Annotated in this window: 25 protein-coding genes and 1 pseudogene; 15 read left to right on the top strand and 11 right to left on the bottom strand. The window is 38.8% G+C overall.

From position 1 onward, the window contains the following. Positions 1 to 10: 10 nt before the first annotated feature. Genes FZ940_RS01910 through folD form a run of 3 tightly spaced genes read right to left on the bottom strand, consistent with a single transcriptional unit; the run spans position 11 to position 2,425 of the window. Positions 11 to 670: a site-2 protease family protein gene (locus FZ940_RS01910; RefSeq protein WP_148821285.1), complete on the bottom strand. Its 660-nt coding sequence runs from the start codon at positions 668 to 670 to the stop codon at positions 11 to 13. Next, positions 657 to 1,562 carry a signal peptidase I gene (lepB, locus tag FZ940_RS01915; RefSeq protein WP_148821286.1) on the bottom strand — a complete coding sequence of 302 codons (906 nt, stop codon included), beginning with the start codon at positions 1,560 to 1,562 and terminating at the stop codon, positions 657 to 659. The genes FZ940_RS01910 and lepB overlap by 14 nt, the downstream gene beginning before the upstream one ends. A 2-nt stretch (positions 1,563 to 1,564) precedes the next feature. Further along, entirely contained in the window at positions 1,565 to 2,425 is an 861-nt protein-coding gene (gene folD, locus FZ940_RS01920; RefSeq protein WP_148821287.1) for a bifunctional methylenetetrahydrofolate dehydrogenase/methenyltetrahydrofolate cyclohydrolase FolD, read from the bottom strand. A gap of 83 nt (positions 2,426 to 2,508) precedes the next feature. On the opposite strand from folD, the pseudogene FZ940_RS09400 reads away from it, so the two are divergent. The 9 genes and pseudogenes from FZ940_RS09400 to FZ940_RS01965 all read left to right on the top strand — a co-directional run. Further along, a pseudogene (locus FZ940_RS09400) lies at positions 2,509 to 2,862 on the top strand (c-type cytochrome); the annotation flags it as partial. A 245-nt stretch (positions 2,863 to 3,107) separates the two neighbouring features. Beyond that, a complete protein-coding gene (gene hemL / locus FZ940_RS01930; protein WP_148821289.1) occupies positions 3,108 to 4,391 on the top strand; it encodes a glutamate-1-semialdehyde 2,1-aminomutase in 1,284 nt (427 codons plus the stop codon). Further along, positions 4,391 to 4,669: an AtpZ/AtpI family protein gene (locus FZ940_RS01935; RefSeq protein WP_148821290.1), complete on the top strand. Its 279-nt coding sequence runs from the start codon at positions 4,391 to 4,393 to the stop codon at positions 4,667 to 4,669. The genes hemL and FZ940_RS01935 overlap by 1 nt, the downstream gene beginning before the upstream one ends. Next, positions 4,656 to 5,174, top strand: coding sequence for a DUF3298 domain-containing protein (locus FZ940_RS01940; protein WP_262367580.1), 519 nt, complete (start codon positions 4,656 to 4,658; stop codon positions 5,172 to 5,174). The genes FZ940_RS01935 and FZ940_RS01940 overlap by 14 nt, the downstream gene beginning before the upstream one ends. Next, entirely contained in the window at positions 5,164 to 6,408 is a 1,245-nt protein-coding gene (locus tag FZ940_RS01945) for an MFS transporter (protein ID WP_148821292.1), read from the top strand. Before FZ940_RS01940 ends, FZ940_RS01945 begins: the two co-directional genes overlap by 11 nt. Positions 6,409 to 6,429: 21 nt before the next feature. After that, a complete protein-coding gene (gene fliK / locus FZ940_RS01950) occupies positions 6,430 to 8,061 on the top strand; it encodes a flagellar hook-length control protein FliK (RefSeq protein ID WP_187422124.1) in 1,632 nt (543 codons plus the stop codon). Further along, positions 8,061 to 8,321, top strand: a complete 261-nt coding sequence (locus FZ940_RS01955; protein WP_148821294.1) for a FlhB-like flagellar biosynthesis protein — start codon at positions 8,061 to 8,063, stop codon at positions 8,319 to 8,321. The genes fliK and FZ940_RS01955 overlap by 1 nt, the downstream gene beginning before the upstream one ends. Positions 8,322 to 8,433: 112 nt before the next feature. Continuing rightward, positions 8,434 to 9,003, top strand: coding sequence for a CheB methylesterase domain-containing protein (locus FZ940_RS01960; RefSeq protein ID WP_021090732.1), 570 nt, complete (start codon positions 8,434 to 8,436; stop codon positions 9,001 to 9,003). After that, the gene (locus tag FZ940_RS01965) at positions 8,990 to 9,814 is read left to right on the top strand and encodes a CheR family methyltransferase (RefSeq protein ID WP_148821295.1); all 825 of its coding nucleotides are present in this window, start codon (positions 8,990 to 8,992) and stop codon (positions 9,812 to 9,814) included. The genes FZ940_RS01960 and FZ940_RS01965 overlap by 14 nt, the downstream gene beginning before the upstream one ends. A 48-nt stretch (positions 9,815 to 9,862) precedes the next feature. On the opposite strand, the gene FZ940_RS01970 is transcribed toward FZ940_RS01965, so the two are convergent. Genes FZ940_RS01970 through FZ940_RS01980 form a run of 3 tightly spaced genes read right to left on the bottom strand, consistent with a single transcriptional unit; the run spans position 9,863 to position 12,740 of the window. Then, the gene (locus tag FZ940_RS01970; RefSeq protein ID WP_148821296.1) at positions 9,863 to 11,059 is read right to left on the bottom strand and encodes an MFS transporter; all 1,197 of its coding nucleotides are present in this window, start codon (positions 11,057 to 11,059) and stop codon (positions 9,863 to 9,865) included. A 1-nt stretch (position 11,060) separates the two neighbouring features. Further along, the gene (locus FZ940_RS01975; protein ID WP_148821297.1) at positions 11,061 to 12,263 is read right to left on the bottom strand and encodes a copper resistance protein NlpE; all 1,203 of its coding nucleotides are present in this window, start codon (positions 12,261 to 12,263) and stop codon (positions 11,061 to 11,063) included. 48 nt (positions 12,264 to 12,311) lie between these two features. Then, positions 12,312 to 12,740: a copper resistance protein NlpE gene (locus FZ940_RS01980; RefSeq protein ID WP_148821298.1), complete on the bottom strand. Its 429-nt coding sequence runs from the start codon at positions 12,738 to 12,740 to the stop codon at positions 12,312 to 12,314. Positions 12,741 to 12,820: 80 nt separating this feature from the next. On the opposite strand from FZ940_RS01980, the gene FZ940_RS01985 reads away from it, so the two are divergent. Both FZ940_RS01985 and FZ940_RS01990 read left to right on the top strand, forming a co-directional pair. Beyond that, entirely contained in the window at positions 12,821 to 13,735 is a 915-nt protein-coding gene (locus FZ940_RS01985) for an SPFH domain-containing protein (RefSeq protein ID WP_148821299.1), read from the top strand. Beyond that, entirely contained in the window at positions 13,732 to 14,124 is a 393-nt protein-coding gene (locus tag FZ940_RS01990; RefSeq protein WP_021090625.1) for an NfeD family protein, read from the top strand. Before FZ940_RS01985 ends, FZ940_RS01990 begins: the two co-directional genes overlap by 4 nt. A 21-nt stretch (positions 14,125 to 14,145) precedes the next feature. Here the strand turns inward: FZ940_RS01990 and FZ940_RS01995 are convergent, their stop codons facing one another. Continuing rightward, on the bottom strand, positions 14,146 to 14,385 hold the full coding sequence (locus FZ940_RS01995; RefSeq protein WP_262367581.1) for a hypothetical protein: 240 nt from the start codon (positions 14,383 to 14,385) through the stop codon (positions 14,146 to 14,148). A gap of 105 nt (positions 14,386 to 14,490) precedes the next feature. Between FZ940_RS01995 and FZ940_RS02000 the strand changes: the two genes are divergently transcribed. From FZ940_RS02000 to recG, 3 genes are read left to right on the top strand one after another with little or no spacing between them, the layout of a single operon-like run. Next, positions 14,491 to 15,537, top strand: coding sequence for a dehypoxanthine futalosine cyclase (locus FZ940_RS02000; protein ID WP_103611858.1), 1,047 nt, complete (start codon positions 14,491 to 14,493; stop codon positions 15,535 to 15,537). After that, entirely contained in the window at positions 15,538 to 16,767 is a 1,230-nt protein-coding gene (locus FZ940_RS02005) for a M16 family metallopeptidase (RefSeq protein WP_148821300.1), read from the top strand. Continuing rightward, positions 16,757 to 18,574: an ATP-dependent DNA helicase RecG gene (gene recG / locus FZ940_RS02010; protein WP_148821301.1), complete on the top strand. Its 1,818-nt coding sequence runs from the start codon at positions 16,757 to 16,759 to the stop codon at positions 18,572 to 18,574. Before FZ940_RS02005 ends, recG begins: the two co-directional genes overlap by 11 nt. 76 nt (positions 18,575 to 18,650) lie before the next feature. On the opposite strand, the gene FZ940_RS02015 is transcribed toward recG, so the two are convergent. From FZ940_RS02015 to FZ940_RS02030, 4 genes are all read right to left on the bottom strand, one after another. Beyond that, positions 18,651 to 18,857, bottom strand: a complete 207-nt coding sequence (locus FZ940_RS02015) for an excalibur calcium-binding domain-containing protein (protein WP_148821302.1) — start codon at positions 18,855 to 18,857, stop codon at positions 18,651 to 18,653. Positions 18,858 to 18,944: 87 nt separating this feature from the next. After that, a complete protein-coding gene (locus FZ940_RS02020; protein ID WP_148821303.1) occupies positions 18,945 to 19,718 on the bottom strand; it encodes an ABC transporter ATP-binding protein in 774 nt (257 codons plus the stop codon). Beyond that, positions 19,718 to 20,725: a FecCD family ABC transporter permease gene (locus FZ940_RS02025; protein ID WP_148821304.1), complete on the bottom strand. Its 1,008-nt coding sequence runs from the start codon at positions 20,723 to 20,725 to the stop codon at positions 19,718 to 19,720. The genes FZ940_RS02020 and FZ940_RS02025 overlap by 1 nt, the downstream gene beginning before the upstream one ends. A 4-nt stretch (positions 20,726 to 20,729) precedes the next feature. Next, positions 20,730 to 21,785: an ABC transporter substrate-binding protein gene (locus FZ940_RS02030; protein WP_148821305.1), complete on the bottom strand. Its 1,056-nt coding sequence runs from the start codon at positions 21,783 to 21,785 to the stop codon at positions 20,730 to 20,732. Positions 21,786 to 22,002: 217 nt separating this feature from the next. Between FZ940_RS02030 and FZ940_RS02035 the strand changes: the two genes are divergently transcribed. Next, on the top strand, positions 22,003 to 24,234 hold the full coding sequence (locus FZ940_RS02035) for a nitric-oxide reductase large subunit (RefSeq protein WP_021090748.1): 2,232 nt from the start codon (positions 22,003 to 22,005) through the stop codon (positions 24,232 to 24,234). Positions 24,235 to 24,247: the final 13 nt, after the last annotated feature.

The following is a 24,247-nucleotide window of genomic DNA, read 5'->3' on the forward strand; positions in this document are numbered from 1 at the left end:
TGCTCTAAATTTAGCCATTTATAAAGGCGCTTGCGATATCTAAAACGTATCTTGTTGGATAAAAGATAGTATCTTTTAAAGGCGAAATGAGGATGATGATAAGGATGACAAAGCCATATCGCGAGATACCCTCTAGCTTTTCAGCTAGTGCGTGAAAGCCAAAATTTCTAAGCGCGTACTCGAGCGCGTGAAAGCCATCAAGTGGCGGGATCGGATAGAGGTTAAAGATGGCTAGCATCAAATTTAAAAGCGCAAGCGTAAATAAAAACTGAAGTAAAATTTCAAAGGTTTCTATATTTAATAAAGCCTTTAGTACAAAAAGAGACAAGACGCCTAGGATGACGTTGTAACAGATGCCAGCTAGACTTACGTAGATAGCTGCTTTATATCCGCCATTTCGCACGACTGTGTAGGTATTTACAGGCACTGGTTTTGCCCAGCCAAACATCATGCCAGTGCTTAGATAAAGCACCAGCGGTACGATGATGGTGCCAACAAGATCGATGTGTTTTATAGGATTTACGCTAAGCCTGCCAAGGCTTTTTGCAGTGTTGTCGCCAAATTTATAAGCGACATATCCGTGAGCGATCTCGTGGCCGACGATGGCGATTATTAAAGAGATGACGATAGTGGCGACTTTGACTATGTCTATGTTATCAATGAAGCCCATCTACTTCGCCTTCTTTTAGAGCTTGTTTTGTAAAAAACTCATCGTTTTCTATCGTATCTACAAAGCGTCCGATACGCTCCCAACGCACATTGTAGTTGCTGTCCCAGCTAAAATATATAAACCAAGGCTCTCCGACTATGTCCTTATAAGCCACGCTTCCCCAAAAACGGCTATCATTTGAGTGATCGCGGTTGTCGCCTATCATGAAGTACTCGTCTTTTGGCACTTTTACGTAAAATGCATTAAAATCAAAATTTGGATTTTGAGGCAATGAGCTAATGGGCACTGGCTTCATAAAAACACTATCTTTGTTTGTATTTAGCATGAAAATCATCTGCTCAAATAAATTTACATTTTCGTCATAGTGGATGCCGCTAAATCTATATGGCTCTTTGATGAAAAGCCTACCGTCAAGATCAACTACATCACTGCATGAGTAGCCAAATTTACTCTCTTTACCATTTAAATTTTCACGGCAGTTTGCCTTTATGAAATTATCTCCCTCTTTTGGACGTAGATATAGGGCTTTTTCAGTAAAGACGATCTCGTCCTCGCTTGTGGCAAAGCAGCGTTTTACAAAGTGAGTTTTCTCGTCTTTTGGATAACGAAAGACGACTATATCGCCTCTTGCCGGACCATCGCCTGTAATAAGATGCCCATTGTCATTTAGCTCGGGTAAAATTTTTACCTCAAGCCATGGAATTCTTGGTGTTGGTATACCATAAACAAATTTTTTTGCAAATAAAAAATCACCAACCAAAAGCGTATTTTTCATCGAGCCTGAAGGGATAACAAAGGCTTGAGCTACAAAAAAAATGACTAGTAAAACAATGATAATAGTGCCAGTCCAGCTCGAGCAAAAGTCATAAAATTTAGTAAAAAATTTTTTCATTATTACGCTCTTTTGTGGCTAGCTATCTTAGCTTGGGCTGCAAGGATTGTATTATTTAAAAGCATCGCAATCGTCATCGGACCCACGCCTCCTGGAACTGGTGTGATGTATGAGCATTTTGGCGCAACCTCGTCAAAGTCCACATCGCCTACAAGCCTACCATCATCAAGTCTGTTTATACCCACATCAACGACTACTGCGCCATCTTTTACCATATCAGCCTTTAAGAAAAATGGCTTGCCAATGGCAGCGACGATGAGGTCAGCGTTTTTGCAAATTTCTTTTAAATTTTTAGTCTTGCTGTGAGTGATCGTAACGGTTGCTGAAGCGTTTAAAAGCAAGTTTGCCATAGGCTTTCCAACGATATTACTTCTACCTATAACAACCGCGTTTAGTCCAGCCACGTCAATGCCATACTCTTTTAAAATTTCCATAACTCCAAGCGGTGTGCAAGGCACAAAGCCATCCAGCCCGCTAACAAGTTTGCCAACATTTACAGCGTGAAAGCCATCTACGTCTTTTGCTGGATCGATCGTTGCCAAAATGGTGTTTGTATCTATATGTTTTGGAAGTGGTAGCTGCACTAAGATGCCATGGATACTATCGTCTAAATTTAGTACATTTATAAGTGCTAGAAGCTCTGCTTGGGTTGTATTTTCACTTAGGCGGTGAGCTACGCTTTTTATGCCGTATTCGTTGCAGGCTTTTTCTTTGGCTCTAACGTATGTTTGAGATGCTTTATCTTCGCCCACTAGGATAACAGCCAATGTAGGCTCTACGCCAAATTTTTTTAGTTCTTCAGCTCTTACTTTTACGCTTTCTTTGACCTTTAAAGATACGGCTTTGCCGTCTAAAATTTTCATATTGGATCCTTATTTAAAAGCTTTTTTAATCACAAGGGTGGTATCATACCTAAAATTAAATTAAATTTTTAAAAGAGAGGTTTATGCGGTCTGTTTTTTTGATTTTGCTTTTTTGTGTGGTGATTTTTGGTGCTGATTTTATCACAAAGACCGAGTACGCCAAGATGCTATACCTAAATCCACGTGGCATAGGATGCGACAAATGTCACGGTGCAAAGGGCGAGGGTAGTCTGATATCCAAATACAAGCATTTTGACAAAAAGACAAACAAAACAGTTGATGATGAGCTAAGAGCTCCAAAGATAAATGATATAGAATTTGAAAGCTTTAAAGCCGCTTTAACAAAGCCAAAAGGGGTAATGCCAAGCTACTTTTTAACAGATGAGGAGACAACCATCCTTTATGAGTACATCACAAATAAGATGAAAACTCCTGCAAAGGCGGCAAAAGCGCAAAATTTAACCAAGCCCGCAGTACCTGCTGCTGTACAAAAACAACCTGAACAGCCAGCCAAAGTTGCTCCTGCCACAAAGGCTACAGAGCCAGCTAAAACAGCCCCAGCTAAGCCGGCTGAGCCAGCAAAAGCTACTACACAAGCGGCAAAAATACCAGCAAAACCAGCTGCAAGCCCAAAAGATAATCAAAAGACAAATTTAAAAACACAAAATCAAAAGGATAAAAAATGACAAATAAAGAGGCATTTAGCGAAGCTAAAAAATATATCCCAGGCGGCGTAAACTCACCAGTGCGTGCATTTGGTAGTGTTGGTGGCGAGCCTGTGATGATAGACCATGCAAAGGGCGCTTATCTATACGATGTCGAGGGCAAAAAGTATCTTGACTTCATCCAAAGCTGGGGTCCGCTTATCTTTGGTCACTGCGATAAAGATATCGAAGAGGCGATCACTTCGGCGGTAAAACAAGGCGTATCATACGGCGCTCCGTCGCCAAAAGAGACAGCTTTAGCAAAGCTGATATGTGATGAGTTTAAACAAATAGATAAAATTCGCTTCGTTAGCTCTGGCACAGAGGCCACGATGAGTGCGATCAGAGTAGCTAGAGGATACGCCAAAAAAGATGGTCTAATAAAATTTGAAGGCTGCTATCACGGACACAGCGATGCGCTTCTTATCAAAGCAGGAAGTGGAGCTACGACATATGGCAACGCTTCAAGCGGCGGCGTGCCACAAGATGTTGTGAAAAACACATTTTTAGCTATCTACAACGATATCGAAAGCGTAAAAGCCATTTTTGAAAATAATAAAGACAAAATCGGCGTCGTCATTATCGAGCCTATCGCTGGAAATATGGGGCTTGTGCCAGGTGATAAGAAATTTCTAGAGGAGCTTAGAGTAGTGTGCGATAAATTTGGTGCAGTGCTTATACTTGATGAGGTTATGAGCGGTTTTAGGGCTTCTCGCCTTGGCTCATATCCATTTCACGAGGTTGACGCTGATCTTATAACATTTGGTAAGGTTATAGGTGGAGGCATGAACGTCGCTGCATTTGGAGGTAAGGCTGAGATCATGGACTGCTTAAGCCCAGAGGGTGCTGTCTATCAAGCAGGTACGCTAAGTGGCAATCCAGTGGCGATGAGTGCTGGTATAGCGGCGATTTCAAAGATAAATAGCGATCCAAATTTATATGCTAGGCTTGAAAAACTAGCTAAAAAACTAATGGACGGCTTCAAAGAGGCAGCAAAAAGTGCTGGCATCGCTATACAAACCGATGTTAGAGGCTCGATGTTTGGCTACTTTTTTACAGATCACGCTGTGAAAAATTATGATGATGCATTAAAAAGCGACACAAAGCTTTTTGCTAAATTTCACCAAGCGATGCTTAAGCGTGGAATTTATCTAGCACCAAGCCAGTTTGAGACCGGATTTGTTTGCGATGCGATGAGTGAAGCCGATATTGATCTAGCTATAAATGCAGCTAAAGAGGCATTTTTGGAGATAAAAGCCTAATGGCAAAGCTAAAAGTAAAAGATATAGTAGTAGGTGCTGAGCAGCTAAGCCTTGGCATATCGATGGTTGTAGCTGTGGTAATCGGCACTGGACTAGGATATCTTGTAAAAAAGGCTACAAATTTTACGCCTGCACTTTGGATAGGGCTTGTTTTTGGTATTTTGGCAGCTATTTTAAACGTATACAAGGCTTATAAGGCACAGGTAAAAAGCTTAGATGAGCTAAAAGACGAGAATAGGTTTAAAAGCTACGAAAAAGATGATGATGAGGACGATTAGTAGGCTTTTGGTTTGCTATTTTGTGCTTTGGCTTGTCCTTAGTGCGATTGGCAAATTTGTATCATTTTCATTTTTTATAAGCTCGCAAATTTCATTTTTTGCCTCGCTCATTATCTTAACGGCTAGTTTTTTTGCCTATAAAAACCGTATAAACTCAAGGCTAGAAAATGCAAGAGATGAAATTTTAGCCACAATAAAAGAAGAGGATGAGGATGAGGAGGATGAAATTTCTCCTCAAGAAGAGGTGAAAGAATTTAACCTAAAGGATGAGAAAGCAAGGCTAAAAAAACAAAAATTTTCATTTAAAGATAAGAGTTATGTGGCAGCATTTATGCCTTACCGTTTGGCGGCTTATGCAGCATTATTCTTAGGATTTTTATTTTTAAGAAATGAAAATTTACTAAATGTGCCTGGCTTTTTAGTTGGGCTTGCTCCCATGCCCATTGGAGCTTTTATCTTTGGGATAATGCAAAATAATTTAAGAAAGGATGCAGATGGCAAGTAGCTTTAGGATCATCCGCTCGATGGGACCGCTATTTTTGGGCATGAGTTTGCTTTTTATCGGAAATGGCCTAGTCATCGCATCTTGCAGCGCACTTCTTAAGCAAAATGGAGTGGGTGAGCTAGAGATTGGATTAATCAATACAGGCTTTTTTGTGGGTGCGTTAATTAGCACTATTACAGCTCATAGAGTTATCTCAACTACTGGCCACATTAGAGCCTTTGCCATCTTTTCAGCCATTTTTGCAGTCTCAGCTATGCTTCATGCGGTAAATCAAAATTTAGTATTCTGGGCGATCTTGCGTGCATTTTTGGGATATTGCTACTACGCACTTTTGATGGTTATAGAAAGCTGGCTAAATGCAAAAATTCCAAACAAAATAAGATCTCGTGTGATAGCCTTTTATGAAGGCGTTTTTTACACGAGTTTTGGACTTGGCATTTTGATCTTGGCGCTTGATCTTAATACCTTTGAAATTTTCATCATAAGTGCAGCTTTTATCATGCTCTCAAGCATTCCATTAAATTTGATCCGTATAAATCAGCCTCAAATCCCAGAGCGTCAGCCCATAAACATCCCAAAAATTTTTGGTATCGTCCCGCTCGCTCTTGTTGGTGCGCTCATTGCAGGCTTAGCAATAAACGGCTTTTTTTCGATGGCAAGCCTTTTTGTTTTGCTTCAAGGATACGGCACAAAAGAGGCGTCATTTTTTATGACGGTTGCGATGATCGGAGGCTTTTTAGCTCAAGTTTTTATCGGTAGTTTCTCTGATAGATATGGCAGAAGGCCAGCTATTTTGCTTTGTAGTAGTGTGGCTTTAATAAGTGCGGTTTTGTTTTTACTAAATGGCAAAAATTTAACGGTTGAATATCTGCTTTCATTCTTTTTCGGGGCTGGAATTTTTTGCACCTATGGGCTTTCTTTAGCTAGGGCAAATGATGAGATCACAGATAAAACTAAAAGCGTGCAAGTCGCACGTGCCTTGCTATTTAGCTACTCTTTGGCTTCGCTTTTCTCGCCGCTTCTTATGAGCTATGCGATGAAAATTTTTGGAGCATTTGGCTTTATCTATGTTTATTTGGTGCTTTTTGCTGGACTTATTTTATTTGCGCTAACACAAAAGACAATACCACAGCACATGAGAAAAGAGTATAACGACAGGCTCGTTGCAAGAACGGCTGGCATAGCTACTATTGAGCAAAATGGAAATTTTGCCGATAGAAAAAATAAAAAGTGAAAAATGGACATAGGAAATTCTTTGAATATATCAAATACTTCGGTTCAAACCGGGCAAAATGCTACTCAAAATGTGCCAGTTCGTAAAAATGAAGGCTCGCTTTTTAAAAATCAGCCAAGCGTACAAACGCCTAGTGAGCAGAGTATTTCAGAGACACTTGATAATGTTGGAAAACTCGTTGCAAGAGTGCTTGATGATCTAAAAAGCGCTTCAAGTCTTAGCAAGGCTGAACAAATTTTATCTCAGGCAAAAGACACGAAAATCGCTCCAAATTTAGCAGGCGAACTATCAGACCTTGCAAAAAGCTTAGAGGCTGAAGCAGCACAAAATGAAAGCCCTGAGATAAAGAGCCTTGCACTAAAGCTAAAAGAATTTCTAAAGCCAATAGCCGATCTAAAAGCTAGCTCACTAAATGATCAGATCAAAAACTCAGGCGTAATGTTTGAAGCAAATTTAAAAGACGCACTTAGTCCAGAGAAGCTTCCAAGCTCGGTTCAGAAGCTACTAAGTGATATAAAAAATCTCTCAAGCGGGAATTTGCTAAATCAAATTTTAACCCTTAACGATGAAAAATTAGACAATCAAAACTCTTTTTCAAAACTTGCTTCTATACTTGAAAAAGCGAGTAGCGACGCAAAAAATATCCTTGATAACTCAAACATAAAAACCCTTTTAAAAGATGTTGATAAGCTTGATAGTGTGGTTAAATTTTTAGATAAAAATTTTTCAAAAGATCAAAATGGCGAGCTAGTAAAAAATCAAATAGGCAAAATGCAAAATTTCATCTCAAATTTAAGCGAGAAAGTCGCAAGCCTAGCAAATGAAAAGCTAAATCAAAATTTTGGTTTTAGCCAAAATCACAAAGAGCTAAAAACTATCCTTGATAGCATAAAAAACGATCTAAAAACGCTAAATAACATAGGCGATGAAGCAGGGCTTGTAAAAGCGTTTAATGAGATGAGCGATGTTTCAAAGGATGGTAGCTTACAAGATAAGCTCCAAAGTGCGGCGAGACGTCTTGCTCATAGCCTAAGTCTTGCTGATGCTAAGGCAAGTTTGGCTAAAAATGAGCTAAGTGAGAGCAAGGCGCTTTTAAAGCAGTTAAATCTCGCCACAAACGATATAAATAACATTACGACTAAAAATAGCAGCGAAATTTCAAAGGTGCTAAGCCAAGATATAAAAAGCACGCTTTTAAATATCAGTGAAAAGAGTCAAAACCCGCAAAGCGTAAATGCTGCAAATAAGATGATTTCACAGATTGAGATGCATCAAATGATATCAAGCCTTCAAGGCGGGATTCAAACTTATATGCCTTATATCTGGGACGGTGTTGAGGGTGGGAATATAGCATTTAAGCAAGGCAAAAAGGATAAATTTTACGCTCAGATCGATCTAAATTTTAAGAAATTTGGACAGATAAATGTGATGGTTGGACTTATTGATAAAAGGTACATTGATCTTTCGGTAGCTACGCAAACAAATGAGTTTAAGGAGCTAATTCTCTCAAACTCTAGCGAATTAAAACAAGCAATATCAAAGCTCGGACTCATAGTTTCAAACTTTAATATCAAAACTTTGTCAAAAGTAAAGCTAAATGATAGATTTAAAAAATTTGGTGGCCTTGATGTGGGCTTTGATAAGAAAATTTAATGCAAGTAAATAAGAAAAAAGCAGTAGCTCTTGGCTACAACAGATCTAAAGATAATGCTCCAAGAGTGCTGGCTAGTGGCGCTGGCGAGATAGCAAATAGAATAATTGATCTTGCAAAAGAGCATGATATACCGATCAAAGAGGATCCTGATCTTATTGAAATTTTAAGCAAGGTTGAAGTTGATCAAGAAATTCCACCAAATTTATATAAAGCTGTTGCTGAAATTTTTAGCTTTTTATATAAGATGACAAAGAAATAATCTATAAATTTGCTTAAAAATTAGCAAGGCATATAAAGAGTGGCAAGGATATTGACGATATACAAAAAAGTGGCGTAAGCTAAATATTAAATTAAAATTTTAAAGGCTATTTGTGGCACAAAAATTAATATTAATAGGGGCGTCTACTGGCGGGCCTGGGCATTTAAAAAAGTTACTAAAAAACGTAAAACTAAATGGAGCTATTATCGTGATAGCCCAGCACATGAATAAAATGTTTATAAACTCTTTTGCTATGCAAATCGGAAAAGAGTGTGGCTTGGATGTTGAAATTTTAAATGAGAGGAAAATTTTAAAAGAAAATACCGTATATGTCTGTGAACAAAATGTAGTGGTATCACCAAATTTACCAATCAGTGCAAAACCAAATACAGAAGAAAAGACTATATATACGCCAAATGTTGATGTGTTGTTTAAATCTGGAGTTGGAATTTGTAAAAGCGCAAATGTCCTAGCTATCTTACTAACTGGCATCGGAGATGATGGTGCATCTGGGCTTGATAAGCTTTATAAGGCTGGAGCAAAATGTATAGCTGAAAATGAAGAGAGTGCGATAGTTTATGGTATGCCAAAACGTGCAAAAGAGCTAAATCAAAGCTTAAAATCATTAAATCTAACTATGATAAAAAAAGAGCTGGAGGATTTTTTAAATGCTATTAACTAATGACGCAAAAGATACAAAAACAATGCAAACAAATACTTCACAAGATATGGATAGTTTTAATGAATTTATGAATGTTATCAAAACTCTTTGCGGAGTTGATCTGGAGCCAAAAAGAGATATCACATTACAGCGAATTACCATTTTTATTAGAGATCGTCAGATAAAAAGCTTTAAAGATCTTGTTTCAATGATAAGATATAACTCAAGCTTACGACAAGACATTTTAAATCTAGTAACTGTAAATGAGACTTATTTTTATAGAGAGTTACCTCAACTTAAAGATGTGATCTATTACGCAAAGGAGCTTGGAGGAGCTAGAATTTTGTGTGCTCCTTGCTCTACTGGAGATGAGTCGTATTCGCTCGCGATGCTTGCTTATGAGATGGGATTTAAACAGCATGAAATTTCAATCGTAGGTATAGATATAAACTCAGAAGCCATAGCAAGCTGTCAAAATGGTATTTTTAGTGAGAGGAGCTTGCATAGATTAAGCGATTTTCAAAAAGAGAGATTTTTTACAAAGAGTGAGGATAAATTTAAGATAAAAAAAGAAAATTTACCAAGGTGCGAGTTTAAAATTTTAAATGTTTTTGATGATGCTATTTTTAATCTAGGAAAATTTGATATCGTGCTTTCAAGAAATATGATGATCTATTTTGATGATGATTTTAGATTAAAATGCGTTGAGAGGCTTCATAAATTGCTTAAGCCAGATGGTAGGCTTTATGCTGGGCACGCTGATCTTGTGCCTTACACTCCAGCTTATGAAAAACGCTTTTCAAATGGAACTACCTACTATCTAAAAAAATAAAAATTTGCCAAGTCGCCTTTTAACTTGGGCGACTTAATTTAAAATCAATCACTTTATTTTGTAGCTTTTTAATACGATGTGATAGTAAAAAGCTCCTACAAAAAAGAGGCTTCCCATAAAACTCGCAATCATCTCAACGCTAAGTCCAATATCATAAAGCAGACCAATGATAAATGAAATGAGAGCGCTAAAGCCAAGAAAAATCATATCGTTATATGCAATCACTCGGCCATAAAATTCTTTTTTGCAGTTTTGCTGAAGCATTGTATAGGTGTAGCTCCAAAGACTTGATGTGCAAAATCCAGCAAAGATAATGCCAATAAGCGATAGATAAAAATTCCAAAGCGATAAAGCCCAAATAATAATACCAAGGCCTTGACCGATATATACGAAAATAAGCGTATTTTTATTTATAAATTTACTAAGTATGGCTGGAGCAAACATAAGCGAAATGGATCTTGAGGTATTTAATAATCCTATAATTAGCGATGTCGAGAGTAAATTTGCATATTTGTAGTCAGCCAAAAGTGCGATCAATGCGTCATAAGCGGTAATGCCAACAAAGGCGTGCAAGAATATAAGATGCACGATGAGTCTATTTTCTTTTAAATACACAAGGCCATTTTTTAGCATTTTTAGTGGTTTTTCTATAAATTCTGGCTTTAGACCTTGTAAATTTAAAAAATATAAAAATCCAAAGCTAAGAATGTATAGTATGCCATCAAGCAAAAATGCGCTTTTAATACCAAAAAAGTGTATATAAACTCCAGCTAGCCCCATACCAGCAGTGTATGAGACCGCCCAGATGATAGAGTGGATCTCGTTTGCGAGTTTGAGATTTTCTTTGCTTAAAATTTTTGGCAGCACGCTCATCTCTACTTGAAAATACATTCCGCCAGTGCCATTTCTAACAAAAATGATGAGTAAAAGTAGCCATAAAAAATCAAGTGAGTCTATAAAAAGAAGCATAAAAACGCTTATCGTCTCAACTGCCATCATGATGACAAGCATTGGTTTTGGGCTAAATTTATCAACTAAAATTCCACTAAACGGAGCTATGACAACACCCGGGATAAATGCCATCGCTGCACTTAATGTGATCGCCCAAACAGGAGCGTCAAGCTTGATAAGAAGGGTAAAAATACCTGTGTGCGAAAACCATACGCCAAAATAGCATATAAGCTGAATGATACTTAAAAGACGAAAATTTTTTTCATCTTTTAAAAGCTTAATATACTCTTTCAATTTACTGATTCCACATTAGTGTTATTTGCTCTACTTGCGTTTCTTCTGGGATTTCGTTTAGATTTGCCACACTTTTTCCGAGCGGATTTTTTAACTTTATCAGCATGTCGTGACTCTCTATTTTTAGCCAGATATTGTTTGTATCGCTTTGAAATTTAGAGATAATAAGGGCGTTTTTTATATCTTTGAAATTTGATTTAAGGCTGATATTTTCTGGAGTTTTAAATTCGTTTGAGTAAATTTCAATGCTTGTGATAATGCCATTTAGCAAGGTGTATTCAAAAATTCTTTCATTTTTGTTTGTTACGATGTAGCTGTTTTCTTTTTTTGTGTTATCCCGTTTTATGTTTTTTGAGCCATAAATTTTTATCACATCTCTATTTGCAGAATCGCTCGTAATCTCTGAAAAAAATCCTTTACCAAAGATATTTTTATAGCCTTTACTTTTTTTGTAATGCCCGCCTATGTGAGCACCTTTACAAATTTTATCATTTGCGATTATAAATAGATCGCCATTTATCTTATGTATGCTTAATGCGATACCTTTTTCATCTAAAAGGTAAAAAATCCCTTTGTCATAAAAAAGCTCAGAGCTAAACTCGCAAAGTGGCGAGCCATTTTTTAATGATGAATAAAAACTTATTTTCGCACCATTTTTGCTTGGTACGATTACGATATCTAAAAAACTATCTTTGTTTTTAAATTTATAAAATTTAGCAAAAAAACTATCTTTGTAAGCTTTATTTACCGGCTCGAAATTATAAATTTGAGCTAGCACGCCAACTCGCTTATTTTTCTTATCATCAAGCTGAAGAAGTGAGTTTTTATTTGGTGCGAAATAGCTAAGATTGCCATTTTCATCTTTTAAAATGATAGCACTATCATCAACATCAAATGTGCCATTTTTTTCAACTAAGCTTACTTCTTTATCTATAGTAAGCATTGTTTTTGTGTAGGTTTTATCTTTATTTAGCGTAATGATAGTTTTTATGCCTTCGCAGTTTGGGCAAGGCAAAATAGTGTGAAAACTACTATAAATTGAGTTTGGAAGTATTAGCTTTTCTGGCTTTTTGGGTGTATTTACTTGAACTAGCGGCTTGTCTTCTTTTACTGTATTTTGTGTGTTTTGTTTTGGCTCTAAATTTTCGTTTTTTGCGCAGCCAAGGATGAAAAATGAGATAAGTATGGCAAAAAGATATTTCATTCGCAACTCCTTAAAAATTGCAAAATTATATCATTTTGCCTTTAAAATTTATTTTACGCGTTTAAAGATGTATTTATCTTTTAACTCGCCAGTGACCTCTTTTTTATCCATATCTAACATTTTTAGGTTCTCACCTTCTATTTTATAAAAGCTCTTTTCTTTATACTCATCAATCGTTGTTATCACACCATTTTCGATTGAATATTTGCCTTTACTAACGGCTTTGTAGTTGTCTTTTGACTTGTAGTTCATCACACTTTCAAATGTGCCGTCCTTTTTTAGTATAAGGGTTGAGTCTATACCCATGCAGCTAGCGCAAGGCAAAAATGCTTTATAAGTGCCCTCGATGCTGTTAATTGGAGCTTCGCAGCTACTTTTTACTTCACATTTGCCTTGTGGGACGTTTGCATTTTGGCTAGATGAGGCACAACCTGCCAAAAGTAGAGCCGCACTTAGTGCAAATATAAAATTTTTCATGCTAATCCTTTTTGAAAATAAAATTTAAAATGTATTATAATACTTAAGAAAATAACAAATTATAAATTAAAGGAGTAAAAATGCAAATCGAGGCATTTGGCGTTTTAGTCGTAGTTCTGATTATCTTTGTGTTCTTGTTTTTAAAGGCTGGTATCAAGATCGTCTCACAAGCTGATAATCTACTCATTGAGCGACTTGGTAAATTTCACAAAGTGCTTGACGGCGGATTTCACATAATCATACCATTTGTCGATCAAATAAGAGCGATCATTACCGTAAAAGAGCAGCTTGTGGACATCACAAAACAGCAAGTCATCACAAAAGATAACGTAAATATAAGCGTCGATGGTATCGTCTTTTTAAAGGTGTTTGATGCAAAAATGGCGGTTTATAATGTCGATAACTACAAGCGTGCCATTGCAAATTTAGCCATGACAACGCTTCGTGGCGAGATAGGCGCGATGAATCTTGACGATACACTAAGCTCACGTGACCGCCTAAATGCCGCACTTCAAGTAGCCCTTGGCGACGCTGCTGGCAACTGGGGTGTAAAGATCATGCGTGTAGAAATTTCTGAAATTTCTGTCCCACTTGGCATCGAAGAGGCGATGAATATGCAGATGAAAGCTGAGCGTGAAAAACGTGCGATTGAGCTAAAAGCCTTGGCTGAAAAAGAGGCTTTAATACGCAACGCCGAAGCGCTAAAACAAGAAAAAGTGCTTCAAGCAGAGGCGATCGAGCGTATGGCTGATGCAAAAAAATACGAGCAAATCGCCATTGCAACGGCTCAAAAAGAGGCTATGGATATGATAAATGATAGCATGAGCAAAAACGCAAATGCGGCTGAATTTTTGCTCGCGCGCGATAGAGTCGGGGCATTTAGCGAGCTAGCTAAAAATAGCTCAAAAGATAAAATTTTAGTCCCTTATGAGGTGACTGAGCTTATTGGCTCCCTTAGCGTTTTGAAAAATTTCCTAGCTAAGGATAAGGCGTGATCAGCCCTTTTATAATGATAGCAATCGGTGTGGTTTTGTGCATCACCGAGTTTATCTTTTTCTCGTTTTATTTGCTATTTTTTGGCATAGCTTTTATAGTAGTTGGAGCTATAAATTTTGGTTTTAGTTTTGCTTGGAGCTATCAAATTTTAATTACAGCAGCGATTGCGATCGTGCTCCTTGTGCTTTTAAAAGCGCCGTTAAAGAGTAAATTTATGTCCAGGAAAGAGAGCTTTAACGAGGAATTTTTAGACGAAGCCGGAGTTGGTGAGATCAGAGAAAATATGGTCTATTTTAAAGGCACTCTTTGGAAATATGACGGAAATTTAGCTAATGGAGAGAAAGTGACGGTTCTTGGCACCAAAGGTGACAAGGTGATATTAAAATAAAAGTGCCAAATGGCACTTTTACTATTTTGCGTGAGCTGGGCAGCCTGCTGGCATTTGCTCATGCATCGCCCCTTGCATGCCATGATATGGGCAGCCTGGCATATTTTCTTGCATCATTTTTTGATGATGAGCACATCCGCAACTTTCTCCTTGTGGCTCAGCCGGCTTTGGCTCGTTTTTAGCACAACCAACTAAAAATAGTCCGCAGATAACGGCAAATATCACCTTTTTCATAACTCGCTCCTTTAAAGAATTTCTCACATTTTAGCCTTTAAAAATTAATTTTTCATAACGCCTGATTTATCATATTTAAAAGCATTTTTGGCTAAACTTTCGCCCAAAAATAAGCAAAATAAAAGGTTAAATTTGAAAAGACTTAGTGTAAATGAGGCTATCGATCTTATAGAAAATGCACCGCTTTACGAGCTTGGCAAGATGGCGCTAGCCAGAAAAAAAGAGCTTCATCCAGAGGGCATTACGACCTTCATCGTAGATCGCAACATCAACTATACAAACGTTTGTTGGGTGGATTGTAAATTTTGCGCATTTTACCGCCACGCAAAAGAGGAAGACGCTTATGTGCTAAGTTTTGAAGAGATCGGCAAGAAGATCGAGGAGCTAATCGCCATTGGTGGCACTCAAATTTTATTTCAAGGCGGCGTTCATCCAAAGCTAAAAATCGAGTGGTACGAGGAGCTTGTAAGCTACATCAGCAAACACTATCCAAGCATCACAATACATGGCTTTTCGGCAGTTGAGATCGACTACATCGCAAGAATTTCAAAAATTTCTACAAAAGAGGTCTTAAGACGCCTAAACGAAAAGGGTCTATACTCGATGCCAGGTGCCGGAGCAGAAATTTTAAGCGATAGGGTGCGTGACATCATTGCGCCAAAAAAATGTGACACTGCAGACTGGCTTCGCATACACAAAGAGGCACACGAGCTTGGCATGAAAACGACTGCCACGATGATGTTTGGTACGGTTGAGAGCACTCGTGAGATCGTGGAGCACTGGGAGCACATCAGAAATTTACAAGATGAGACGGCTGGATTTAGGGCATTTATACTTTGGAGCTTTCAAGGGCTAAATACAAAGCTCATGCAAGAATTTCCAGAGATCAAAAAGCAAAGCTCAAACGTCTATCTAAGGCTTCTTGCCGTTTCAAGGCTCTTTTTGGATAACTTTAAAAATATCCAAAGCAGCTGGGTCACACAGGGCAGCTACGTTGGTCAGCTCGCACTTCTTTTTGGCGCAAACGACCTTGGCAGCACAATGATGGAAGAAAACGTCGTAAAGGCGGCAGGGGCGAGCTTTAGGATGAATCAAGATCAGATGATCGAGCTTATAAAAGATGTTGGAGAAATTCCAGCTAAGCGCAACACAAACTATGATATTTTGGAGAAATTTTAGATGAAAATTTTAGATATCAATGTAAAAAACGTAAAAATTCCAGTCGTTTTTGAAAGCTCAAAAGCGATGCCAGTAGTGAGCCTAAAGCTAGTTTTTAAAGCAGCTGGTAGCTCACAAAATGGCAAAAAGGCAGGCCTAGCAAGACTAAGTGCAAATTTACTAAACGAAGGCGATATGAAGCTAGGCTCAGCTAAATTTGCCAAAGAGCTTGAAGTAAGGGCGATTAGCCTAAACGCAAGCTGCGGCTTTGAGACATTTTGTATCGATCTAAACTGCCTAAAAGAGCACTTTGCCTTTGCGTGCGGCAAGCTAAAAGAACTTATAAGCGCTCCAAATTTAACAGAAGAAATTCTAAATAGGTGCAAAACCGTCACACTTGGTGAGATCGCAGCAAATGAAAACGACTTTGACTACTTAGCAAGGCAGGGGCTTTTTGAGCTTTTATACCCAAAAAGTGTCCTTGCTCTGCCAAGTATCGGCACGACAAAGAGCGTAAAAGCGATCATGCTTGAAGATGTGAGGAGATTTTTAAACGAGCATTTAGACCTTTCAAATTTGCTTTGCGTGCTTGGTGGCGACATCGACGAGAGGCAAACAAAAGAGCTTGCTAGTGTTTTAGAAATTTTAAAACCTGGTAAGGTGCGAAAGCTAGAGCGCTTTAGCCCAAGTGACAAGTGCGAAACCAGCGAGATAGTAAGGCAAAGCGAGCAGGCATATATCTACTTTGGTGCACCATTTAACGTAAAATCTGAAGAAAAATACAAGGCCGCAGTGGCGACATTTATTTTAGGTGAGGGCGGTTTTGGCTCAAGGCTCATGGAGGAGATCCGCGTGAAAAGAGGGCTTGCATATAGCGCCTACGCTAGAAATTTGCTAAATCTCTCTTACAGCCAGCTATACGGCTACATGCAGACAAAAAATGAGAAAAAAGATGAGGCTATCGCCGTTATAAAAGACGAAATTTTAAAATTTAGTAAAAAAGGCGTTAGCAAGGCCGAGCTTGAGCAGGCGAAGAAATTTTTACTTGGTTCGTTGCCACTTAGGCTAGAGACGCTATTTAAGCGCCTTGATATCGCACAAAGCGAGTTTTATGAGCATGGTGAGCTTGGGGGATTTTTAAAGGATCTTGATAAAATTTCAGCTATTTCGCTAAACGAGCTAAATAGCTTCATAAAAGCCCACGCAGAGATCAATCAGCTAAGTTTTTGCGTTTTAAAAAATGAAATTTGAAGCAAGCGATAGGACAAAACTTCTAAAAATAGGCGTGCTTAGCCTACTTGACCTTGCTCTTGTGCTACCAAAGGGCTTTGAGGATACGACGATCGCTAAGAGCCCAAGAGAAGGGCAGGTCTGCATAAAAGTAAAGATCACTTCGCTCGCCTCGCGCCCTGGTATGCTAACAGCGCTTGCCTTTTGTGAGCAGTGGCAAAGTAGCGTAAAGATCATCATTTTTAACGCAAAGTCTTGGCACTACGGTGCCTTTAAGGTTGGCAAAGAGATGGCGATATATGGCCTTTGCTCCTACGCCTTTGGCTCGTGGCAGATCGTAAATCCAAAAATCACCACAAAAATAGGCCAGATCGTGCCTAAATTTAAGACCGAGCTCAAAGATGATGAGGTCAAAAAGTTTGTTTTAAAATATATAAATTTACAAAATTTATTAGCCGAGGGCTTAAGCGAGCGAGAGGCTAAATTTCTAGCTGATCTGCAGCGGCTAGACGAGCAAAGTGTACAAATTTTATACCGTCTAAAAAACGACAATGAGGGCGCGCACATTTTAAAATTTGTAGAAATTTTTAACTACATAAAAAAGCTAAGCGCAAAAAAAACCTACTTTAAAAGCCCAAAAATCAAGCTTTTTGATATAAGCTCTTGGCTTAAGAGCCTACCATTTACGCCGACAAATGATCAGCTAAATGCGATAAATGATATCAGAGACGACCTTGCTGCCACGCAGGCAAAAAGGCGCGTCATAATGGGGGACGTGGGAAGCGGCAAGACGCTGGTGATCCTAGCAGCCGCGCTTAGCGTATATCCTCAAAGTGCCATTTTGATGGCGCCAACAAGCATATTAAGCGAGCAAATTTATAATGAAGCAAAGAGGCTACTACCATCTTTTGTGAATGTGATGTTGGTTCAAAGCGGAGAGAAAAAGATAGACTTTAGCGGGGCAAATTTGATCGTTGGCACGCATGCGCTGCTCTTTCACGAGCTACCAAATTCGCCGCTTGTGATGGTCGATGAGCAGCACCGCTTTGGCTCAAATCAGCGCAAAAAGATAGAAGAGCTCGCCTCAAACGAGGACGAGCGAGCAAATTTCGTGCAGTTTTCAGCTACGCCCATACCAAGGACGCTTAGCCTCATTCAGTCTGAGATCGTAAATTTTAGCTTTTTAAAGCAGATGCCGTTTAAGAAAAATATAATGAGCCAAATTTTAGGTGCTAGTGAGTTTGGCTATCTGCTCGCTCACATCAAAAAGCAGCTTGAAGGCGGCTTTCAAGCAGCCATCATCTATCCGCTAGTTGAGAGCAGCGAGAGCTCAAACTACCAAAGTCTAAGTGAGGCGCAGGGCTTTTGGCTAAAGAATTTCAAAAATGTCTTCGTCACACACGGCAAGGATAAGGAAAAAGAGGAAAATTTAAGGCGATTTAGAGAAGAGGGCGAAATTTTGCTCTCAACCACCGTTGTTGAAGTCGGCATCTCGCTGCCAAGGCTAAATACGATAGTGATCGTGGGCGCTGAGAGGCTGGGGCTTGCCACGCTTCATCAGCTGCGAGGCAGGGTGGGGCGAAACGGCGGCGATGGATACTGCTTTTTATTTACCAAGCTAAAAGAGGTGCCAGCTAGGCTAAAGGAATTTTGCGCGACAAATGATGGCTTTAAGGTGGCCGAGCTTGATCTTAAAAACCGACAAAGTGGCGACATACTAAACGGCTTTGTCCAGCATGGAGCGACATTTAACTTCTATGACTACGAGGATGATATCACACAGGATGCAAAGGCTAGAGTGGCGGCGCTTGCTAAAAATAACGCCTAGTTGATTCTAGTTTAACCTAAATTTTTGATTTGATTTTGTTATCTTTAAATTTTTAGTGGAGTAAATTTTAATAAAATTATTTTTCTACTCTACGTTCTTTGCATATATTCTCACATGGTATGCCGTCACGATCACGGTCAAAGCCACTGCGTCCACAGTTTCTTAGATAGTGATATGCTTCTTCACAACTCTTCATCTCTTTGCAGTAGCGTTTAGAGCAATCAAATTTATCAGCCGCATTTGCTATCAACGCAAAAAATAAAATCAAAACTAACTTTTTCATTTTTACTCCAAAGGCAGTATGCGTGAAATAACAAAAAAGTACAAAAGGTGCTTTCAAAAGAATTTATCCTTTTGAAAGCAGATAAATTTAAAGCGGATATGTTAGGCAACACTCTCTTTGCACTTTGTCGATGTAGCTGACATTTAGATCGAGTCCATAAAGTTTACTTAAATTTTCACTTTTAATAATCTCACTAACCGAGCCAAACTCAACATTTCCATCACCTTTTACAAGTGCGACATATCCGCCAAGAAGCACAGCAAAGTCAGGATTGTGAGTGGTTAGCACAACCGAGTAGCCAAGCTCTTTTAGCCACTTGACGGTGCGTAGGAATTTATACTGGTTGCCAAAGTCTAGAGCGCTCGTTGGCTCGTCAAATATAATCATCTTTGGCTGTGCAGCCATCGCACGAGCGATCATACACATCTGCTTTTGACCGCCACTCATCTGTGTAATAAAGCGCTCTTCAAGATACTCGATCTCAAGCTTTTTGGTGTAAATTTTAGCGATTTCTTCGTCCTCTTTGCTAGGTCTTGCAAAGATACCAAGATGTGCTGCACGCCCCATTGTTATAAACTCAAGCCCAGTGTAGTCGTACTCGGTAACCTCGCTTTGAGCGACGTAGGCCATTATCTTTGCTCGGTCTTTATTACTTAGACTCTCTACGTTTTTACCATCGAGAAAAATTTCTCCAGATACTGGTTTTAGTGAGCCGCTTATCAGTCCAAGGGTGGTTGATTTACCAGCTCCGTTTCGCCCAAGTATGGTTAAAATTTCCCCAGCGCCTATCTTTAAATTTACATTTTCTAGTTTACCAGCTCCATTTGGGTAACTAAAGTTTAAATTTTTAACTTCAAGCATCACGCAACCTTTTTATTTCGCCACAAGACCCAGACGAAAAATACCGTGCCGATAAAGCCGGTAAGTACGCCAAGAGGCACTTCGCTCACGCTTATGCTGCGTGCTAAGGTATCAACAAAAAGCAAAAATATCGCGCCCATAAATATACTTGCAGGCATGCTTTTTATGTTATTTGCGCCAACTAGCATACGCGCTAAGTGAGGCATGAGAAGTCCCACCCAAGCGACTATACCGCTTATGCAGACGCTGCATGCTGTAAGAAGCGTAGCGCATATGATGACGATAGCGCGTTCAAAAGCAACATTTACACCAAGTCTTGCTGCACTCTCGTCGCCAAGAGAGAGCAAATTTATGCGCCAGCTCATGGCGATTAGTAAAATAGCGCAGATGATCATAACTGGGGCTATGTACTTTAAATTTTCGCTATCAAGCTTTGCAAGGCTACCAAGTTGCCAATATACGATGTCAGGTAGCTTTGTTTCAGGATCAGCGACATATTTTAAAAAGCCGATTATTGAGCCCATTAGGCCGCTTACGATGATACCAGAAAGAACTAGCATAAGTGTGCTCGTGCGCCCCATCATCTTTGGTATGGCTAGCGTGATAGCAACGGCTGCTAGGCCAAAGCCAAATGCAAAAGCCTGCACCCAAAATAGCGATAAATCAAAGATGATCGCGGTGGCAGCTCCTACGCAGGCACCTGCTGAGACACCTAAAAGGTCTGGGCTTACTAGCTGGTTTTTAAAGACGCCTTGATAGGCAGCACCGCTCACGCTAAGAGCGGCACCGACTAAGATAGCTGCGATGATGCGAGGTATGCGCAAATTTTCTATCACATTTGTGATGTTGCTAGCTGCCCCCTCGCCAAAGCCAAAGCCGTGAGCTAGCACGCTAAAGACATCGCTAAAAGGTATATAAAACCTACCAACGCCAAGTGCGACAAATGCGCAAATAAGCGTCAGTATGGCTAAAAATATAGCAACTAATGAAAAATTTGCGTTTTTCATAATCTTACTTGCTGCTACCGTCTGGATTTAGAGCTTTTAAGATATAGCCATACTCTTTGTCACTAAGATCGTGATTTAAAAACTCTTTATAAAACTCTTTTGTTTTTACTTTCATATCGACATCTTTAAATAGATCTGGTTGGATAGTTTTTGCTGCCCATAAAATTTGAAGTACGTTTTCAGCGCCATATCTATCCCAGCTAAATACACCTTTTGGGTTGCCGTAAATTTTGCCGTTTTTAACAGCGTTTGAGCCAGAGAATGCAGGGTGCTCTTTTATCTTTTTGATCTGTGCGTCTGTGTCATTACCGCCAACGATGATGATATCAGGATTTGCATTGATGATCTCTTCAGCGCTAATTTCGATCATTGAACCCTCAGTATTGATAGCATTTACACCGCCACCTAGCTTGATCCAAGTGTTTTGGATGGTGTTTGTACCATCAACTTTTAGCAAATTTGCACCACCAAGCAAGTGAAGTACTTTTGGACGTTTAGCGTCAGGGATGCTTTTTGTTCTTGCTGTTACAAACTCAGAGTTATCGTGGATTTTATTAGCAAGTTTTTCAGCTTTTTTTCTAGCGTCATCAGTGCCTATAACTTCAGCCGTTGCGTAGATGCTTTTCTCCATATCCGGATAGTCTCTAAAGATCAAATTTACCGCGCTAAAGCCATTTTTGATAAGTTCATCTTGAAAATTTTTGTTATACACTATGATAACGTCAGGTGCAAGTTTAACAAGCTCTTCGATCTGAAGGTCTTTGCCATTTAGTGCAGCTGGTAAATTTTTAAGTTTTGGATAGACGTGCTCAAACCACTTGTTGTTTTTGATCAGATCAGTTGTGGCTACAACCTTATCCATACCGCCAAGTGCTAGGATGATCTCGTTGTTTGCATTCCACAGTGCTGCGATCTTCTCAACCTTCTCAGGCACGCTTACTTTTACGCCTTTCATATCTGTGATGCTTCTAGCAGACTCAGCTGCGTTTAGGCTAAGAGCCATAAATAGTGAAGCAACAAGGCTAAATTTGGTTACTTTATGCATAAAATTTGTTTGCATATTTTTTCCTTTATTTTTGAAGTATAAACATGTATGTTAATAATATTTATATTAATTCTATGTAAATTTTGCATATACATTATGAAGAATTTGCATATATTGTAAATTCTTATAAAACTAATGGGATAAATTCTCTCCTTTTATTGACATATGTCATTATTTGCTTTTTTAAAATGAGCTAAACTTCACCTCAAAATTTTTAAAAAAAGGAGAATCAATGCGTGAATACAAAAAGTATTGGCTAGCACTTGTTGCAGTACTAGTAATTTGCTTTAGTATTTTAGGCTACTATGGCGTTGAGGTTTATAGAAGCTCGCCACCAGTTGTAAATTTTACAGATGAGAATGGCAATGTCGTGATCGACAAAGAGAGCATCTATAAAGGTCAAGAGGCCTGGCAAAGCATAGGTGGTATGCAAGTTGGCTCTGTTTGGGGACACGGCGCATATCAAGCACCTGATTGGAGTGCGGACTGGCTTCACAAAGAGTTAGTTATATTTTTAGAGTTAAAAGCAGATGAAATTTATCACTCAAAATATGCTGACTTAAATGATGAGCAAAAGGCAAATCTAAAAGTTCTACTTAAAAAAGAGTACCGAGAAAATGGCGTAAAAGACGATAAGATCGTACTTAGCAGCGATAGATTAAAGGCTATGAAACAAGTAAGCCAAGAGTATTCATCACTTTTTGGAAATGACCCTAAGTTTAAATCTTTAAGAGAAGCTTATGCGATGAAAGAAAATACTCTTCCAAATGCTTCTGATAGAGATGATCTTAATAACTTTTTCTTCTGGTCAGCATGGGCAACTGCAGCAAATAGACCTAATAGCGATGCTACATACACAAACAACTGGCCACACGAGCCACTAATCGATAATGTACCAACAAGCGAAAATATCTTTTGGTCAATCGCAAGCGTTGTAATACTTATTGCTGGTATTGGATTTCTTGTTTGGTTTAGCTCTTTTTATGGCAAAAAAGATGATGAAAAGTTGGAAGCTATTAGCGAAGATCCACTTAGTAAATTAAGCCTAACTCCATCTCAAAAAGCTCTTAAAAAATATCTTTTTGTGACTTTGGCTCTTTTTGCATTCCAAATTTTAATAGGCGGTTTTACAGCTCACTATACAGTAGAAGGACAAGAATTTTACGGTATAAATTTATCAGCTTATATTCCTTATTCACTTGCTAGAACATGGCACATTCAGGCTAGTATCTTCTGGATTGCGACAGGATTTTTAGCAGGCGGTCTTTTCCTAGCGCCTATTATAAATGGCGGTAAAGATCCAAAATTCCAAAAGCTTGGCGTAGATTTATTATTTTACGCATTACTAATCCTTGTGGTTGGCAGTTTTGCTGGTGAGTATTTAGCGATCGCAAATATTATGCCTATAAATTTAAGCTTCTGGTTTGGACACCAAGGATACGAATATATCGAGCTTGGACGTGTTTGGCAAATTATTTTATTTGTTGGTCTTGTCATTTGGATGCTACTTTTACTTCGCGGATTTATCGGCGGATTTAAGAATAAAGGTGACAAAAATTTACTTGCTATCTTTGCAGCTTCAGCTGTTGCAGTTGGATTATTTTACGGAGCAGGATTATTTTACGGTCAAAGAAGTCCACTTCCAGTGATGGAATACTGGCGCTGGTGGGTTGTACACCTTTGGGTTGAAGGCTTTTTTGAAGTCTTTGCTACCGCTTCACTTGCTTTTGTGTTTGTTAGTCTTGGTCTTGTTTCAAAGAGATTTGCTACGTTTTCAACGCTTGCAAGTGCATCACTTTTCCTAGTAGGCGGAATTCCAGGAACTTTCCACCACTTATATTTTGCGGGTACTACAACACCTATAATGGCAGTTGGCGCTAGCTTCTCAGCACTTGAGGTAGTTCCTCTTGTATTGCTTGGCGCTGAAGCTTATGAGCACTATAGACTTCAGTTTGCTCAAACTTGGGCTAAGACATTAAAATGGCCACTTTACTGCTTTATAGCAGTTGCTTTCTGGAATATGCTAGGTGCTGGTGTATTTGGATTTTTAATCAATCCTCCAATTTCACTATTTTATATCCAAGGCCTAAATACGACTCCAGTTCACGGACATGCTGCACTATTTGGTGTTTATGGATTTTTGGCACTTGGATTTGTTTGGCTAGTAGCTACTTATCTATTCAAAGGTCAAGAATTTGATGAAAAACTTATGAAAGTAGGCTTTTGGGGCTTAAATATAGGCCTTATGCTAATGATCGTGCTTTCACTACTTCCAATAGGAATTTATCAAGCATTTGCAAGTCTAGAGCATGGTATGTGGTATGCAAGAAGCGCTGAGCTTTTACAACAATCACACTTGCAAAATTTAAGATGGGTAAGAATGATTGGCGATACGATTTTAATAATCGGTGGAATTAGCTTCCTTGCACAACTTCTAAAATTTATGCTTAATAAAAAAGCTTAAAACTAAAGGGGTA

Origin of the sequence: Campylobacter concisus (assembly GCF_902460415.1) — a bacterium.
GTDB lineage: Bacteria > Campylobacterota > Campylobacteria > Campylobacterales > Campylobacteraceae > Campylobacter_A > Campylobacter_A concisus_Y.